This window comes from Bradyrhizobium lupini, from assembly GCF_040939785.1.
GTDB classification, from domain to species: domain Bacteria; phylum Pseudomonadota; class Alphaproteobacteria; order Rhizobiales; family Xanthobacteraceae; genus Bradyrhizobium; species Bradyrhizobium canariense_D.
In genome coordinates this window covers 5,680,237-5,696,738 of record NZ_CP162553.1, presented here as the reverse complement: position 1 = coordinate 5,696,738, position 16,502 = coordinate 5,680,237, and the positions used below count along the sequence as shown (strand labels likewise).

General features: G+C 64.9%; 15 protein-coding genes and 2 pseudogenes. 8 read left to right on the top strand and 9 right to left on the bottom strand.

Features of this window, described 5'->3' with window-relative positions; genetic code table 11:
- Nucleotides 1-4 precede the first annotated feature (4 nt).
- On the bottom strand, nt 5-3,076 hold the full coding sequence (locus tag AB3L03_RS27050) for an AAA family ATPase (RefSeq protein ID WP_368507287.1): 3,072 nt from the start codon (nt 3,074-3,076) through the stop codon (nt 5-7).
- 202 nt (nt 3,077-3,278) lie between these two features.
- Here AB3L03_RS27050 and AB3L03_RS27045 point away from each other — a divergent pair, with 202 nt between their 5' ends.
- A complete protein-coding gene (locus AB3L03_RS27045; protein WP_018457475.1) occupies nt 3,279-3,458 on the top strand; it encodes a hypothetical protein in 180 nt (59 codons plus the stop codon).
- A 204-nt stretch (nt 3,459-3,662) separates the two neighbouring features.
- Here AB3L03_RS27045 and AB3L03_RS27040 read toward each other — a convergent pair.
- Nucleotides 3,663-4,093 (bottom strand): annotated as a pseudogene (locus AB3L03_RS27040) (hypothetical protein).
- A gap of 334 nt (nt 4,094-4,427) precedes the next feature.
- Here AB3L03_RS27040 and glgC point away from each other — a divergent pair.
- The 3 genes from glgC to AB3L03_RS27025 are packed head-to-tail and all read left to right on the top strand — an operon-like array spanning nt 4,428 to nt 7,439.
- Nucleotides 4,428-5,690: a glucose-1-phosphate adenylyltransferase gene (gene glgC / locus AB3L03_RS27035; protein ID WP_007613273.1), complete on the top strand. Its 1,263-nt coding sequence runs from the start codon at nt 4,428-4,430 to the stop codon at nt 5,688-5,690.
- A complete protein-coding gene (gene glgA / locus AB3L03_RS27030; RefSeq protein ID WP_368507286.1) occupies nt 5,687-7,141 on the top strand; it encodes a glycogen synthase GlgA in 1,455 nt (484 codons plus the stop codon). Before glgC ends, glgA begins: the two co-directional genes overlap by 4 nt.
- Nucleotides 7,142-7,178: 37 nt before the next feature.
- Entirely contained in the window at nt 7,179-7,439 is a 261-nt protein-coding gene (locus tag AB3L03_RS27025) for a SemiSWEET transporter (protein WP_018457471.1), read from the top strand.
- Between the two features lie 44 nt (nt 7,440-7,483).
- Here AB3L03_RS27025 and AB3L03_RS27020 read toward each other — a convergent pair.
- A pseudogene (locus tag AB3L03_RS27020) lies at nt 7,484-8,282 on the bottom strand (class III extradiol ring-cleavage dioxygenase).
- Between the two features lie 158 nt (nt 8,283-8,440).
- Between AB3L03_RS27020 and AB3L03_RS27015 the strand changes: the two are divergent.
- Nucleotides 8,441-8,620, top strand: coding sequence for a hypothetical protein (locus AB3L03_RS27015; RefSeq protein WP_007601069.1), 180 nt, complete (start codon nt 8,441-8,443; stop codon nt 8,618-8,620).
- A gap of 15 nt (nt 8,621-8,635) precedes the next feature.
- On the opposite strand, the gene AB3L03_RS27010 is transcribed toward AB3L03_RS27015, so the two are convergent.
- Together AB3L03_RS27010 and AB3L03_RS27005 are read right to left on the bottom strand one after the other, a co-directional pair.
- Complete coding sequence (locus AB3L03_RS27010) at nt 8,636-10,096, bottom strand: carboxylesterase/lipase family protein (protein ID WP_085385141.1); 1,461 nt, start codon at nt 10,094-10,096, stop codon at nt 8,636-8,638.
- An 81-nt stretch (nt 10,097-10,177) separates the two neighbouring features.
- Nucleotides 10,178-10,423 (bottom strand): hypothetical protein, encoded by a 246-nt coding sequence (locus AB3L03_RS27005; RefSeq protein WP_018457468.1) that lies wholly within the window; start codon nt 10,421-10,423, stop codon nt 10,178-10,180.
- 191 nt (nt 10,424-10,614) lie between these two features.
- Here AB3L03_RS27005 and AB3L03_RS27000 point away from each other — a divergent pair, with 191 nt between their 5' ends.
- From AB3L03_RS27000 to AB3L03_RS26990, 3 genes are all read left to right on the top strand, one after another.
- Nucleotides 10,615-13,305: an alpha/beta hydrolase fold domain-containing protein gene (locus AB3L03_RS27000; protein ID WP_368507285.1), complete on the top strand. Its 2,691-nt coding sequence runs from the start codon at nt 10,615-10,617 to the stop codon at nt 13,303-13,305.
- 130 nt (nt 13,306-13,435) lie between these two features.
- Entirely contained in the window at nt 13,436-13,708 is a 273-nt protein-coding gene (locus AB3L03_RS26995; RefSeq protein WP_018457466.1) for a hypothetical protein, read from the top strand.
- A gap of 88 nt (nt 13,709-13,796) precedes the next feature.
- The gene (locus AB3L03_RS26990; protein WP_018457465.1) at nt 13,797-14,102 is read left to right on the top strand and encodes a hypothetical protein; all 306 of its coding nucleotides are present in this window, start codon (nt 13,797-13,799) and stop codon (nt 14,100-14,102) included.
- 19 nt (nt 14,103-14,121) lie between these two features.
- On the opposite strand, the gene AB3L03_RS26985 is transcribed toward AB3L03_RS26990, so the two are convergent.
- From AB3L03_RS26985 to AB3L03_RS26970, 4 genes are all read right to left on the bottom strand, one after another.
- Nucleotides 14,122-14,277, bottom strand: a complete 156-nt coding sequence (locus tag AB3L03_RS26985; protein WP_018457464.1) for a hypothetical protein — start codon at nt 14,275-14,277, stop codon at nt 14,122-14,124.
- Nucleotides 14,278-14,388: 111 nt separating this feature from the next.
- The gene (locus AB3L03_RS26980; RefSeq protein ID WP_085385139.1) at nt 14,389-14,904 is read right to left on the bottom strand and encodes a septal ring lytic transglycosylase RlpA family protein; all 516 of its coding nucleotides are present in this window, start codon (nt 14,902-14,904) and stop codon (nt 14,389-14,391) included.
- 93 nt (nt 14,905-14,997) lie between these two features.
- Entirely contained in the window at nt 14,998-15,219 is a 222-nt protein-coding gene (locus tag AB3L03_RS26975) for a hypothetical protein (RefSeq protein WP_368507284.1), read from the bottom strand.
- Between the two features lie 30 nt (nt 15,220-15,249).
- A complete protein-coding gene (locus tag AB3L03_RS26970) occupies nt 15,250-16,500 on the bottom strand; it encodes a DUF1501 domain-containing protein (protein ID WP_085350240.1) in 1,251 nt (416 codons plus the stop codon).
- Between the last annotated feature and the right edge of the window lie 2 nt (nt 16,501-16,502).

Genomic DNA, 16,502 nt, shown 5'->3' with positions numbered 1-16,502 from the left:
CCGATCAGCGTCCCGCAATATCGGGCCCGGTGTCCCGGCCTGCGTCGAAAAAGGATGCCGAGCGCAGCGGATCATTGGGATCAAGCGTCTCTGCCAGCGATGCGATCACCTGGCAGGAGCGGTCCCGCCACTTGGCAGCCCTTTGCGCTTGTCCGAGGCTCTCATAGAGCCCCGCGGTCGTGCGGTAAACCCGCCAGGTGGCATGCGGCAACCTGGCATGGCGGAGGATCGACATGGCCGCCGACAGATGCCCGCCGGCGAGTTGCGCATCGTGCTTCAGCATCGCAATTCTCGCCATGGCCTCGTAGCACAGCGCGAGAAACGGCCGGTCAGGTGCCGCGCTCGTCACCTCGTGAAACTGGCTGGCCGAGCCCTGGGCACGGTCCAGATCGCCGATCGCGATCCAATAGTCGCAGCAAGTCAGCAGATAATGGGGGATGACCAGCGACTCCATCGGCACCCGGTCGACCTCCATTCGCCGCTCCATCGCATCGAGATGCTGCCGCGCCCGAGCCAGGTCGCCCATCCTGACATAAGCTCGCGCCAGCAGATTCCTGCCAACGAAGAAGGTGAACGGATTGGCCTCGATCATCGGGCCGAGCGCATCCTCCGCACGCCGTGACGCGCTGCCATATTCCTCCGCCTCGGAGTACAGCCATCCGATCGCGAGATGACACAGCGCGACGGCCTGCGGATTTGCATTCCGCTCCGAGATAGCCAACGCGGAGACGAGGTTTCGTTGCGCCTGGCCCCATTCGCCGAGATAAATCTGGGCAAACGCCTCGACCGATTCATAAAGCACGAACAGATAGACGTCACCGACCAGGCGGGCGAGCTCCTTTCCCCTGGTTGTCGCATCGCAGCAGGCCGGATAATTCGCGCGCAGAAACTCCAGCACCATTTCCATCGAGCAGCGTCGCAGCCGCATGCTCAGATCCTGCTCTCCGGTGATCAGTGCTGACGCACGCTCGGCAAGGTCCGCATTCTCGCGATCCCAGCCGCGGAGCATCAGCTTCAGATTGGCAACGTTGCCCTGGACCAGAGCGCTGAATGCGGCGTCGTCGATCGCCCTGCTTTTGATAAGGGCCTGTTCCGCAACAGGCAGGCTCTGGCGCCGATCGACGTAAAGACAGAATCTGCTGAGATCGACCAGCGCGTTCACCTCTTCGCGCACGTGCCCGTTCTCCGCCGCGTGCGCCACGATAGCGCTGAGATCCTGCAGGGAATTCAGGAAATCTCCACTGGCCCGCCAGGCCCAGGCGCGCTGAAGCAGCAACTTCAGACGTGTCGTCACCCGAAATTCCGGCGGCAGATGCGGCACCAGCTCCAAGGCGCGGGACAGGTAATTGGCGGCCTCGCGCGTGCTGAACCTTCGCGCCGAGCCCTCGGCCGCCGCGCCCAGATAATGCATCGCTTTCGGGAAATCACGGCCCAGTTCGAAATGGCGCGCGATAACGGCGGCGATCTCCGCAGCCTGCGGCCCATAGCCCTGCTCGAGCCCCGCCCCAAGCAGCGCATGGGTTTTCGCGCAGCGCGCTGGTGCGAGCCGCTGGTAGAGGATCTCCTGGTAAAGCGCGTGCTGGAACGCATACCGACCGGAAACGCTTCCGTTCGGCCACTCGGTCATGCCGGCCCCGACGATGATGCGATCGGTCCGTGCCAGGTCCTCGCACATCTGCTCGACATCCAGCACGGGACGGTCCAGCGCACCGGCGATATGGAGCGCGGAAAACTCCGCTCCCGCCGCACTGGCGACCTCGAGCAGGCAGCGCTCGTCCACGGTGAGGTGATCGATCTGCTGCTTGATCATTCCTTCCAGATCGCGCGGCATGCTGTCATGCGAGGCTGCGTCTTCGCTGACCAGCCGCCAGCCCAATTCGTGCTCGACCAGCGCACCCTGCGCCACGAGATGATCGAGCAGAGACGACACGAACAGAGGATGCCCGCCGGTTCGCGCGAAGATGCGCTCGACCAGCTCTCTGGCAAAATCGGCCGAGTTGAAGCGCAGGGACAGATAGCGTTCGACGTCGGTGCCGGTCAGTCGATCGAGCGCGAGCTCAGTGGCGTGTCCGTGAATCCGCAAGTCCTGATGAACGGCACGGATAGGATGTCCGCCGACGGCGACTTCCATCGGCCGGTAGGTGGCGAGCACGAGGATAGAAGCCCTCCGATCCCGCCGCGCCAGCCGGGAGAGCACATCCACGGTGGCAAAGTCGCTCCAATGCAGATCTTCCAGGATGATCACCCATGGTCGCGTGACAGCGAGATGTTCCATGAGATCGGAAAATTCGCGCAGCATGCGCTCCCGCGTTGCGCCAAAGACCTCATGCTGGAATGTGGCCCGCTCTGCTTCGCCGAGGAAACCGGGCATCTGCGCGAGCCAGGTCGGCGCGTGCTCGCGGATGGACGTCAGCAGCGATGCTCCATCGGTGCGACGGCAGCACTCGTTCAGCGCTCCGATCAGCGGAAGAAAGGCCTCATGGGTGCCGAACAACTCGTTGCAGCTACAATGCAGCACGCCCAGTCCCTGCTGGTTCATCCTGTCGAGCGTCATTTGCAAGAGGGTGGTCTTGCCGATTCCGGCCTCGCCGGTGATGAAGACGACCTGACGCTGTCCGGTGCGAGCGAGTTGCGATGCCTTCTCCAGCGTGTCGAGTGCCCCGGTGCGCCCGACTCTCCAGTGCCGGCGTCGATCGACGACCTGCTCCGTGACGGAAGCGGTCTCTTCTTCGGGCGCCCGCTCGATCGCAGGCAAGTCGGCGGTCGCGACCGGCGCAATGAAACGATAGCCGCGCCGCGTGACCGTCTCGATGTAATTGGGGGACTGCCTGTCGTCGCCGAGCACCGAGCGTAGCGCGTTCACGGCAACGGCGAGGCTCGACTCGCTGACGTGCAGATCGGACCAGACCGCGTCGAGCAACTCTTCCTTGGTGACGAGCTCACCGGGCCGACCGACGAGATAGCAAAGAACCTCGAACGGCTTCGGCGCCAGCGCGATCCGCTCCCCGCCTCGCCACAACAGCGCGTTGGCACGGTCGAGGCAGAATTCACCAAAGGCAAGCGCGTCTCTACGCACGGCTCAGACCCCCGGATGCTCGCCCATCTTAAGGGAAAGCTCAGCCAAATGTAAGGACGCGATAAAGACCTGCGCCCTGCGCCGGCACTAGCATTGGCCTGTCCATTTCAGAGACGCCGGCAAGGCGTCGGACGGCCTTTTCATCACGCTGTCATTTCAGTTGGCAGGCAGTCGATGCCTGAATTTTGGCAAGGAGTTGGCCATGAGCATTCTAAAGCATCTGGCGATCTCGCCTCTCGCTTTTGCCATTCGCCATTACGACATCAGGGTCATATTGGGCCTCACCGTCCTCAGCCGCATCTTCCTCGTCGCCATCTACCTTGCGTGCGGCGGCCCGGGCCTGTCCGAGTTCGATCTCGCCAACGCCATCGCGCTGCCATGAGCTCGGGACCGCTCGAATGGTGCATCGAGATCGCGATCATCGTCGCGATCTGCATCGGGATTGTCGTGGGCGGGCATGGCCGGCTCGTCGTGCCGCATCACCGGGTTCAGCGCGCGCAAGCCGATCGGGCCGCTTGCATTCAGCGGCCCTCAAACCTCTTCAGCGTCGTCGCCCTGCGGCGAGCGGGTCCGCCCGTTTGATCGATCACCAATACGCGCGGTGATAGTGCCGGTAATACGGCCGGTAGTAGCCGTAACGAGGGCCGAAATACGGGCGGTAAGGCCGATAGTAGCGCGGATAAGCATAGGCCGGACCATAGCCGTAATAGGCCGGCGCATAACCATAGCCGTAGCCCGGGTATCCGTAGCCGCCATAATAGGGCCCGCCGCCATAGTAGCCATAGCCATAGGGCGCGCTGCTGGCGATGGCACCTGCGATGATCGCGCCAGCGGCAAGGCCGCCGAGACCCCATCCAAAACCTCGGCCGCGCCAGTGCACCTGCGTGACATCGTCGCCGACGGCGGCCTTCATGGTTGCGACATTGGTGGGCAGCGGAGCCGCCGCCGCCTGCTGAATCCCCCCGCCATGACCGCGGCGGCGAGCGAACCGGCGACTGCCGTTTTCCAGACCCTCATCGTCTTACTCCTTTCTGACGTTTGGCTTGGACATGGATCGCAGCGCCATCATCGGGCATCCTGGCGCGAGGTCAAAGCCTCGAGTTTTGCGTGCACCGCACAAGACGCATGCCTCCATTCTGATCAACCGGTACCTGACGGGCTCGACAACCTCGCCGCGAGTGACACCGGCAGGACGGTGCCTGGGGCCCGATCACGGCGGCAAAGCATTAAGCTTCCGGCGCATTCGCAACCAACAACCACCTTCCCGATTTACTATTCGTGCCGTTACTATCGGTTCCAATGTGCGCGGCCGGGAGGCTTCTCGCGAGCGCAAGAGTTGTGGGAGAATGACATGAGTGCCGCGAGACCCGAGCCGCTTGCCCGTCAGGCGCTGGCGTTTGTCCTGGCCGGCGGACGCGGCAGCCGGCTGCTGGAGCTGACCGACCGGCGCGCCAAGCCTGCGGTCTATTTCGGCGGAAAATCTCGCATCATCGATTTCGCGCTGTCGAACGCGGTGAACTCGGGCATCCGCCGCATCGCCGTCGCCACCCAGTACAAGGCGCACAGCCTGATCCGGCACCTTCAGATGGGTTGGAACTTCTTCCGCCCCGAGCGCAACGAGAGCTTCGACATCCTCCCGGCGAGCCAGCGCGTCTCCGAAAACATGTGGTATGTCGGCACGGCCGATGCAGTCTACCAGAACATCGACATCATCGAATCCCACGCCTGCCGCTTCATCGTCGTTCTCGCCGGCGACCATATCTATAAAATGGATTACGAGGTGATGCTGCGCCAGCACGTCGACAGCGGCGCCGACGTTACCGTCGGCTGCCTGGAGATGCCGCGCCAGGAATCTTCCGGCTTCGGCATCATGCATATCGACGAGAACGGCTGGATCAAAGAGTTCCTGGAAAAGCCGAAAGATCCGCCGCCGATGCCGGGCAAGCCGGACGTCTCGCTCGCCAGCATGGGCATCTACGTGTTCGACGCGAAATTCCTGTTCGAAGAGCTCAAGCGCGACGCCGAGGATCCGAATTCCAACCACGATTTCGGCAAGGACATCATCCCCTACCTCGTCAAGAACGGCCGCGCCATGGCGCACCAGTATTCGACCTCCTGCGTTCGCTCCGGCAGCGACCCCCGCGCCTATTGGCGCGATGTCGGCACGGTCGACGCCTATTGGGCCGCCAATATCGACCTCACCGACGTGGTGCCCGAGCTCGACTTGTTCGACAGCGCGTGGCCGATCTGGTCCTATTCGGAGATCACACCACCGGCAAAATTCGTCCACGACGAGGAGAGCCGGCGCGGCCAGGCCGTGAGCTCGCTGGTCTCGGGCGGCTGCATCATTTCCGGCGCCTCGCTGCGGCGCTCACTGCTGTTCACCGGCGTGCGCGTCAACTCCTACGCCAATGTCGAGAACGCCGTGATCATGCCCTATGTCAATGTCGGCCGCGGCGCGCGCCTGAAGAACGTCGTGATCGATCGCGGCGTCGAGATCCCGGAAGGGCTCGTCGTCGGCGAAGATCCCGAGCTGGACGCAAGACGCTTCCGCACCACCGAGCAGGGCATTTCGCTCATCACCCAGCCGATGCTCGACAGGCTCAATACATGACGCCTGTTCGCGTCCTCGCGGTCGCCTCTGAAGTCTATCCCATCGTCAAGACCGGCGGCCTCGCCGATGTCGCGGGCGCGCTGCCGATTGCGCTGAAGGCACATGGCGTCGAGATGCGCACCTTGATGCCGGGCTATCCCGACGTGATGCGGGTGCTGGGGGGAGCCGACGAAATCCGGCGCTGGCCGGACTATTTCGGCGGACCCGGGCGTCTGCTCGCCGGCTCGCATGACGGCCTCGATCTGTTCGTGCTCGACGTGCCGCATCTCTACGTACGGCCTGGCAACCCCTACGTGACGCCCGAAGGCGTCGACTGGCCGGACAATGGCGTGCGGTTCGCCGCGCTCTCGCGCATCGCGGCCGATATCGGCCACGGCCTCGTTCCCGCCTTCGTGCCCGACGTGGTGCATGCCCATGACTGGCAGGCCGGGCTCGCGCCGGCCTATCTGCACTATGACAACAGGCCGCGGCCGGCCACCGTGATGACCATCCACAACATGGCCTACCAGGGCAAGTTCGCGCCCGAGCTGATCGGTTCGATTGGCCTGCCGTGGCGCGCCTACGGCGTCAACGACCTCGAATATTTCTGCGGCATCAGTTTCTTGAAGGCCGGCCTGCAATTCGCCGATCGCATCACCACGGTCTCGCCGACCTATGCGCAGGAGATCCAGACCGACGAGGGCGGCATGGGGTTCGGCGGCCTGCTTCGCGCCCGCGCGAACGCGCTGAGCGGAATCCTCAACGGCATCGATGTATCCGTTTGGAATCCGCAAGAAGATCCGCACATCGCCTACCGCTTCGGCGCGGAGGACCTCACGTTCCGGGCCGCGAACAAGGCGGTGCTTCAGCAACAGTTCAATCTGGATTCCTCGGACGAAGCGCCATTGCTCGGCGTCATCAGCCGCCTGTCGTGGCAGAAGGGGCTCGATCTCCTGCTCGAAGCCATTCCGACCATTTTGCGCGAAGGCATGCAGCTCGCTTTGCTCGGCAGCGGCGATCGCGATCTCCAGGATCGCTATCAGGCCGTAGCGCGCGCGAACCCTGGCCGGATCGGGGTCGTGATCGGCTACGACGAGATCATGGCGCATCTGATCCAGGCCGGCTCGGACGCGCTCATCGTGCCCTCGCGGTTCGAGCCATGCGGCCTGACCCAGCTCTGCGCGTTGCGCTACGGCGCCGTGCCCATCGTCTCGCGGGTCGGCGGCCTCGAGGATACCATCGTCGATATCGGCGAGGCCGATAAATCAGGCCGCGATGCCACCGGCTTCAAGTTCGCACCCGTCACCGCGGATGCCCTCGCCGGCACGCTGCGCAAGGCCAACATCGCCTTCCACGACAAGCTGACCTGGCGCCGGCTGCAACTGAGCGGCCTTGCGACCGACGTGTCCTGGCGCAACCGCGCCGGTGACTATGCCGCGCTCTATCGCGGCCTCATGACCGCGCGCGCCTGAGGCGCGACCATCCTCGAATCAATGCTATAGAGCCGCCATGGACCCGTTCTTGATCAAGCTGATCGGCTTTGCCGCCGCGACCTGCACCACCGTGGCCTACGCGCCGCAAGCCATCAAAGTGTGGAAGACCCGCTCCACCGGCGATATTTCGCTCGGCATGTTCCTGGTCATGGTGCTTGGGCTGGCGCTCTGGCTCGTCTATGGCCTGCTGTCGGGCGATGCGCCCCTCGTCGCCGCGAACGCCATCACCATGGTGCTCGCCGGCGGCATCCTGTTCATGAAGCTGAAATACGGGTGAGCCACTCTTCTTCACCTCTCCTCGCTTGCGGGAAGAGGAGAAGATCACCCGCCAAACACATACGACGCCATCGCGACATTCGCGACCTCGTCGACGAAGACGCGCTTGCCCGTGTCGCTGACGGCGGCGCCGGCGGCCACCATCAGCGGCAGCAGATGATCTTCGCGCGGATGGGCCAGGCGCGCACTCGGCGCGTTCTCCCAGTCAACCAGCATCGCGTTGCGCCGCGCCGCGTCCTTGTGGCTGATCGCCTCGTTCAGGTAAGCCTCGAAATCATACGAGACCGGCTTCGATTCGGCACGGCCGAACCCGCGCATGTTGTGATAGGTGAGTCCGCTGCCGACGATCAGAATGCCTTCGTCGCGTAGGGAGGCAATCGCCTGCCCCATCCTGATGTGCTCGGCCGGATCGTAACTCGATCTCAGCGACAGCAGCACGATCGGCATGTCGGCGTTCGGATACATCAGCCCGAGCGGCACGAAGGTGCCGTGATCGAACCCCTGGTTGGGATCCTCCCGGCAATCAACACCCGCGCGCGTGAGCAGCGCCTTTACCTCCGCGGCGAGCTCGGGCCGCCCCCGGCGCCGGGTATTTGAGGTGATAGGTGTGCTCGGGGAAACCGTGATAATCGTACACCATCGGCGGATGCGCGGAAGTCGACACGGTGAAGGCGTCAGCCTCCCAATGTCCTGATATGACGAGCACGGCCTTGGGCCTCTCCGGCAAGAGCTGTGGCAGCCGGCCGAACGCCTCGGCGGTTTTCGCGTATTGCACCCGCCTGTCTTCCATGAACGGCCACGGACCGCCGCCATGCGACAGGAAGAAGGTGGGAAATCGCACCATGGGCGAAGGCTCGTTTCGTTGGCAACATGCGCGTGCGAGTTGCCCGCGCGATCGGCCGCGAGCATAGGCAAACCCGTATGGTTAGCAAGACGTTAACGATTTGCTGCCCAGAATCCCGGGCGTAGCCGAAGGAGTCGGCCAGCAGCCAGGGACGTGAAATGAAGAAGTTTGCGTTGGGGGATGTCGTCAACAGTGACAAGGGCCGCCGCGGCGTCGTTCGCGCCGCCTACAAGTCGAAGGAAGGCCAGCAGTTCTACGCCGTCGAGAAAGACGGCGCGATGGATTATCTGGAGGAAGACCGGCTAAGCCCGGCGCCGCGCGTCGAGCTCGCGGCTTAAGTCCAACTCATCCCTCTAATGCGCGAACCGGTCCAGACGCTCCGACCAGGGGTCGTCTCCGCTCGCGATGCCATCGTTCGCGATCAGCAGCAGGCGATCGCTGCCTGCGGCCGAATCCCAATGCGGCAGGTCCGCACCGTTGGGATCGCCGCTCCTGGCGAAATTGATCCAGTAGGCGCGCATGCGATTTGCGACCTCGCGATCGGCTCCTGACAAGATGCCTGCACCGGGCATGCCTTCGACGCCGAAGATGAACTGCAATTCCCGCCCGTGACCGCCCTCGGGGTTTGCGCGCCGTGCCTCCGGCACATAGGTGAAGCGATAGCGAAAGGTCGGCGCACCGCTGGCGGCATGCAGGCGCGCCAGCAGTCTCACTGGCTCGGAGAAGACCCTGTCGGTGTAGAACCTTGCCGCGCGGTCCGAAGGTCTGGCGAGATCGGGATAGAGCCTGCGCAGCTCATCGCTGGTGGTGCCTGACGATGCCAGCTCTTCCCGGATATCCAGCTCGCCGTCGAAACCGGTCTCGTCGTCGTTCGAGCCGATGATCAAGGGGATGCGGCTCTCATGTCCAGCTGCGAAGCCCGCGGCGACCTCCTCGCTCACCAGACTCCCATCGATCGTCGGCGCGAAGCTGCGCGGCGATTTTTCCAGGAAATGTTTTTCGACGGCAAGCAGGCGTTGCGGTTCGGCTGTACGTAAATCGGCCTGTCGCCCCAGCACCGCCACGAATTGCCGCCCCACAATTTCGGCCTCTTGTGCCGAACGCAGGCGCGCACGGCCGGGGATCGATTGCAGAATGGCTTTCTGGAAGAGATCGCGCGATTGCTCCGACAGCATCAGCAGCGCGATCGACGTTGCGCCTGCGCCACTGCCGAACAAGGTGACGTTGGTGGGATCACCGCCGAAGGCCGCGATGTTGTCGTGCACCCAATGCAGCGCCGCGATCTGGTCCATCAGGCCGAAATTGCCGGAGCCGCCTTCCGACAGCGCGGGATCGCTGAGCCAGCCGAACGCGCCGAGGCGAAAATTCACGGTCACCACGATGAGGCCGGCTTGCGCGAGCCTGGCACCGTCGAACAGCGGATCATTCGCGGTGCCGCTGACGAAAGCGCCGTCGTGGATGAACATCATCACCGGTAGCGGGCCGTCGACCCCGAACGGACGAAACACGTTCAGCGTGAGGCAATCCTCGCTCGATCCCGGCAGCGAGGGCTGAAGACACGGCGCGCCATAGGCATAGGCGGTGCGCATCTCCGAGCTCTCGGGTGCAGCCTGCGGCGGACGCCAGCGCAGCGGTCCGATCGGCGCGGCCGCATAGGCCAGCCCCTTGAACGAGGCCACCTCGCCTTCGACGGCGCCAAGCATCTGTCCTTCGCGCGTCAGCGCAAATGGAAACTGGCCGACCGGCTGGGCCACGACCGAGCCGGCGCAACAGAGGACGAGAGACGTCGCAAAAAGCGCGAACACAGACCGCATCTTCGGAGCATCTCGACGCGCGGAAGGATTTTGGGCAGGTTATGTCCGTGGCCCGCCGCGAAGCAAGCGCCGCGGCTGCGCCTAGCTCCGCTTGGCGGCAAGCTCCGCCAGTGCGTGCCGTGCGATGATGCCGAGCTCGCCGAGCGTGGAGTGACCGGACCGCGCCGCCTCGATCAGCCGCTCGGCGATGAACCTGCGGCTGTCGTGATCGCCGCCGTGAGGCAGTTGGCGGCACGTCTCCTCCAGGACGACGTCCATGTTCGCTTTGGTCCGCTCACTCAACTCTGTCATGACGCCCGTTTGCACGCGTGGCAAAAACAAGAGCATACACAGGTGGATCGACCCTGATTAGCCCGGGAAATCACGGCCCTTGTGCATCGCGATGCGTGTGCCGCCGCAACATTCACGCTGCCATGATGAAGCCGCAAATGGCTACCGAAGATTGCACATGCCGTGATGACAAGCCGAACCTGCAGCGATAGCCTGCGGGCAAAATAAAACACACGGGAGGAAATGCCATGCCTGATGCAATGGTTGCTGCACGTACTTCGGACACGGGGCGCGGAACCAGCCAGCAGGTCGATGTTGCCGTGGTCGGTGCCGGATTTGCCGGCCTCTATCTTCTGCATCGGCTGCGCAAGGCCGGCCTGACGGCGGTCGGCCTCGAAGAAGCCGGCGACGTCGGCGGCACCTGGTACTGGAACCGATATCCCGGCGCGCGCTGCGACATCCAGACCATCGATTACAGCTACACCTTCGATCCCGACCTCGAGACCGCCTGGACCTGGTCGGAGAAATACGCGACCCAGCCCGAGATCCTGCGCTATCTCGGCTTCGTCGCCGACCGCTACGATCTCAGGCGTGACATCCGCTTCAAGACCAAGGTCACGGAAGCGAAATGGGACGAGGCGATCGAGCGCTGGCAGCTCACCACCGACAATGGCGCAGCGGTCTCCTGCCGCCATTACATCATGGCCACCGGCTGCCTCTCGGCGCCGAAGCCGCCGGAGATCGACGGCGTGAAGGACTTCAAGGGCGAGGTCTATTTCACCGGGCGCTGGCCGCATGACGGCGTCAATCTCGCCGGCAAGCGCGTCGCGGTGATCGGCACGGGATCGTCGGCCATTCAGTCGATCCCGCTGATCGCCGAGCAGGCTGCGCACCTGACCGTGTTCCAGCGCACGCCGAATTTCGCGCTTCCGGCGCACAACGGTCCCGCGCCGTCCGATCGCATGAGCCTGCTGCAAGGCGATCGCGCGGCCTATCGCGAGCAGGCGCGCCAGTCGATGGCCGGCGTGCCCTATCCGCAGCAGACGGTCGTGAGCTGGCAATTAAGCGATGCCGAGCGTCGTGAGCGGTTCGAACGCGCTTGGGCGGCCGGCGACCTCGTCCACATCCTGACCCAGCTCTGGGCCGACCAGGCGGTCGACATCGACGGCAACAAGATCGTCCAGGACCTGATCCGCGAGAAGATCCGCGCCGCCGTCAAAGACCCCGAGACCGCCGCGGCGCTGATGCCGGACGATCATCCGTTCGGCGCCAAACGCCCCTGCCTCGATACCAACTATTACGCGACCTACAACCGGCCGAACGTCACGCTGGTCAATCTGCGTCAGGAGCCGATCAAGGCGATCACCGCAAGTGGGATCACGACGGCCAAGCGCAGCGTCGACGTGGACGTGATCGTGTTCGCGACCGGCTTCGACGCCATGACCGGCGCGATCCGCGCCGTGCATCCGATCACCGGACGTGGCGGCAAGTCGCTCACCGACGTCTGGGCGCAGGGGCCGCAGACCTATCTCGGCCTCACTGTCGCAGGCTTCCCGAACTTCTTCATGATCACCGGTCCCGGCAGCCCGTCGGTGCTGTCGAACATGGCGGTGTCAATCGAGCAGCATGTCGACTGGGTCGTCGACCGGCTCAAAGCATTGCGCGACGGCGGCTTCACCACGATCGAGCCGACCGAGACGGCGCAGGCCGGCTGGAACAGGCACATGGCCGATTGCTCGATGGTGACGCTGCACCGGCTCGCCAACACCTGGTACACGGGCGCCAACGTGCCCGGCAAGGTGCAGGGCCTGATGCCCTATACCGGCGGCGTCGGTCCCTATCGCAGCATCTGCGACGAGGTGGTCAGCCGCGGCATGCTCGGCTTCAAGCTGACCGGCCCCGACGTCGCCGCGCAATGCAATGACGGCGAGGTGGTGCGGCTGCAGCCGGACGTGCGGCTGGTGCTGAACCTGCTGGCGTCACTCAACCTGCCGCCGATCGAGTCGATGGGCGCCCTCGGCGCCCGCGCCTTCGTCGACGAGTTCAACAAGGGCCGCCCGGCGGGACGGCCGATCGGCGAGATGGTCGACGGCACCCTGACAGGCGCCGACGGTCCGCTGCCTTACCGGGTATACCGGCCGGCAACGCCGGGGCCGCATCCGGTGGTGGTCTATTTCCACGGCGGCGGCTGGGTGCTCGGCGACGAGCAGTCGGACGAGCCGTTCTGCCGCGACATGGTGCGGCGGACCGGCATGATGCTGGTCAGCGTCGGCTATCGTCATGCGCCCGAGCATCGTTTCCCGGCCGCGGCCGAAGACGGCTATGCGGCGACGCGCTGGATCGCCGAGCACGCCGCCGAGCTCGGCGGCAGGCCGGGCCCGGTGCTGGTCGCGGGCTGGAGCGCCGGCGGCAACATCGCCGCCGTCACCTGCCAGCTTGCGCGCGATCGCGGCGGCCCTGAGATCGCGGGCCAACTCCTGATCTGCCCGGTCACCGACTGCACCTTCGACCGCCCCTCCTACAACGACAATGCGACCGGCTATTTCCTGACGCGCTCGCTGATGTACTGGTTCTGGGACCTCTACTGCTCGCCGACCGACCGCACCGATCCACGCGCCTCGCCGCTCCGCGGCAAGGTCGAAAGGCTACCGCCGGCCTTCGTCGTCACCTGCGAATTCGATCCCCTGCGCGACGAAGGCATCGCCTATGCCGAGGCGATGGCAGCCGCCGGCGTCCCGGTCGAGCAACTCAAGGCGCGCGGCCATTTCCATTCATCCTTCACGATGGTGGACGTGATCATCACCGGCGCGCCGGGCCGGGTGCAGATGGCCGAGGCCTTGCGGCGCTTTGCCGGGTTGCCGCCGGAGGTCAGCCGCGGCGATGAGACCAGCCTCGGCCGCACTGGTACGGAGCACAGAATCGCGGCCGCCGCGAGCTGACAGCGAAAATTGGCGGAACCATTTCCCGGCCGCCGCGTTAAGGGGCGTGAGGCACTGAGATGCAGTAATGGGTGTAGGCCCCGGCACGCAGGCTTGTGTGCCCGGGGTCTTTTTTGCGTGAGGCGGGACGATGGGGGACGTGGTCGGGGATTCAAAGGTCGACTTTGGTGTCCTTGCGGTGCTGCATAAATGGCCGTCGCTTGCGAACCAGCGACGGTCGGACCGAGCGTCCTACCAGGTGATCGAGGGTACGCTCGACGAATGCATCTCGGCGTTCATGGCGAAGCCGGCGGCGACCAGGCATCTCTATGAGATCCGCACCATCGCGCAACCGCCGCTGGTCACGGACATTCTCTCGCCCGAGCACATCACGGAGCTGGCGCGGCTGCGCGAATTTCTCTGATCCTCGCAGAAGCACCGGCTGAGCGCGGGAACCTTCTGCCGGTTTTTCCCGTTGATGGTGATCGGAAGCGAAGGCGTGAGTGCCTCACATGCTTGAAGCCGGCGTGCCAGCCCCTGTCGTGCCCTATGGCGCAGACCAGACCCTGTTCGTGGTGATCGACCGCCTCGACAAGGCGACCGAAATTCGCGTCGAGCGAAGCGATCTCGACGCCACGATCGGCGAGCTCGTCGCTGGCTGCTTCAACGACCCCATCAAGGTCATCTCGTTCAACACGCTGGAGCACTGGATGAAGGACATCTCGACCGATGTCGCCGGCGAGATCCGGGCGCGCTGTGACATTGATGGCATGACGCTGCCGGACTATCTCAGCGACTTCGTCGAAAGCCACAGCTGAGCGCGCATGGGGATGAGAATCAGGCGCGCCGGTACTTGCCGGCGATGACCTCGATCTCGCGGCGGCGTTCGTGCGCGAAGGTCAGGAGCTTTTCGATCGTCAATGTATCCGTGATCCGTTTGGCCAGCCGCTCGGCGCGTGCGGCCTGATCTTCGAGATACTGGATCGTGGTCAAACGCCGCCTCCCAAGAGCTTAGATCTAGTCCCGAATGATTGGGTATCCATGGTGGCTTGAGGCGGCTAACAGCCGGTTAAGCACAGCGCTTCGGATCGATGCAGCCGCAAATTATTGCACCACGTCGAGCCGGACATTGGTGACACCCTTGTCGACCATGCCGAGCGCCTCCGCCGCGGAGGGAGAGACGTCGACCACGCGTCCGCGAACATACGGCCCGCGATCGTTGATCCTGACGGTGACGAAGCGGCCGGATGAGACATCGGTGACGCGCAGCTTGGTGCCGAACGGCAGGCTGGGATGGGCCGCGGTCAATTCGTTCTTGTCGAACCTCTCGCCGCTCGCCGTCTCCGTGTCCGAATAGAAACTGGCGACGCCGTGGGAGACGCTCTGCTTTGCATCACCGTCGGGGATGCGCGCCCGGCTGATCGGACGCGGATGCAGCGCCGCCACCCTGTGCGGTCGTTCGACAGCGGCCTGGCGGTGGGTGCCGAGATCGGCCTTCTGGCGGCCGACCGGCGATTGCGCACACGCCGCAAGCGACGCCGCGCCGATGGTGGCGAGCAGGATCCGGCACAGGCTTGCCGGCGAAATCCGGGCATTTTCGGCACGTGCAAAGCAAGACATGATGCGCCCTCCGAATGGCCCCGAGTTTCGGTGGGCAATGAGGGCAGAACCTTGTCGGAACGAAAGCGCGCCTGAGGCCGCAGCCGTTTCGGGTTAGCTGTGGCGATTCCACCACACTGGCTTGTCCTGAATCGAGACAGGCTCGTGGGATAAGTCCGATACGACGCGCCAGATCGGGCGCGTCTCCGGCGGAACCTCGTCAGGTTCGGCGCCGCTCCTCGAGAGCCGCGCGAGCTCGCGCCGATAGAGCCGCTGCCAGCCGGTCTTCAAGCTGGCGAGAAAGTCGAGCTCCCGTTGTGTCAGCGTGCACATCATGAACCCGATCCGGTTGCGAGAGCCGCGTCGTCAGCCGACGAGGCCTCCCATCGGTTTGACGTCGGCGCTGCCCGGGAAGACGGCTTCTGCGAGCACCTTCTCCTCGACGCGCAGATGATCCCTCAACAGGCCTTTCAGCACCGCGCGCAAATCCGTGGTCGGCTTGAGATCGCGATCCTCGAAGAGTTGCGCCGGCTTCAGACCGGGCCAGTCCGCGATCACGCGACCACCGTTGAGCCCGCCGCCGATCAGGAAAGCGACCGTGCCCGTGCCGTGGTCGGTACCCTGCGTACCGTTGATGCGCGCGGTTCGCCCGAACTCGGTGACAACGGCCACGGCTGTTTCGCGCCACGCTTCGCCCATATTGCTCTCGATCGCGGCAAAGGCGCCGTCGAGCGCACCGAGCAGATTGTAGAGCTGGCCCGAGGCCGCGCCCTCGGCGATGTGCGTATCCCAGCCGACGAAGCCCATGGCGCCGACACGCGGACCGTCGGGCTTGGCGAGATAGCGCGCGGCCGTGCCGGCGGCTTCGGCGAAATAGGCGCGCACGCGCGCGATGCCGGGCGGCGGCAAGGTCGGATCGTCGGACATCGGATCGCCCGCGCCTGGTGCGCCGCCGAGCGAAGCGAGCCTCATGCGGGCCTGGAGCACGGTCGCAAGCTTCGGATCGGTGTGCTGGTAGAGATCGAGCAGGCGGTTCTGCGTGTCCTCGCTCGCCGGCAACAATCTCTGCGGCACCCATGTCATGACGGGCGCCGAACCGCGCACCACCAGCGGCGTCACGGAGCCGATGCCGAGCGCGCGGCTGCCGCGCGGGTCGACACGCCCGCTGGATTCCAGCGCGAGCAGCGCGCGGTTGAGCCATCCCGAGCTGGTCATGCCCGGCTTGACGAGCCCGCTTTCCAGCACGTCCTGGCCGTCGAAATGCGAACGCTCGCGATAGGGCGTCGCGGCGGCATGGACGATCGCAGCCTTGCCGCTCTTGTAGAGCCGATGCAGATTCGGCATCGCCGGATTGAGCGCGAAGAAGGCATCGAGCGGCAGCGCGGGCGGCTTGCCGTCCAGCACCAGCGCACGATCGCCGCGCAAGGAGATCCAGTCGGGATCGCCGACCGGCGCAACCGCGCCAAGGCCGTCGAGCGCGCCGCGCAGCACAATGACCAGCAGGCGCGGATCGCGCCCTTCGGCACGCGCGATCCGCGGCATCTGGCTCCACGCGAACAGCGCGCCGGAGCCGACCAGAAGCTCGCGCCGCGTGGGCAGATGATGGTCAAAGCCCATGG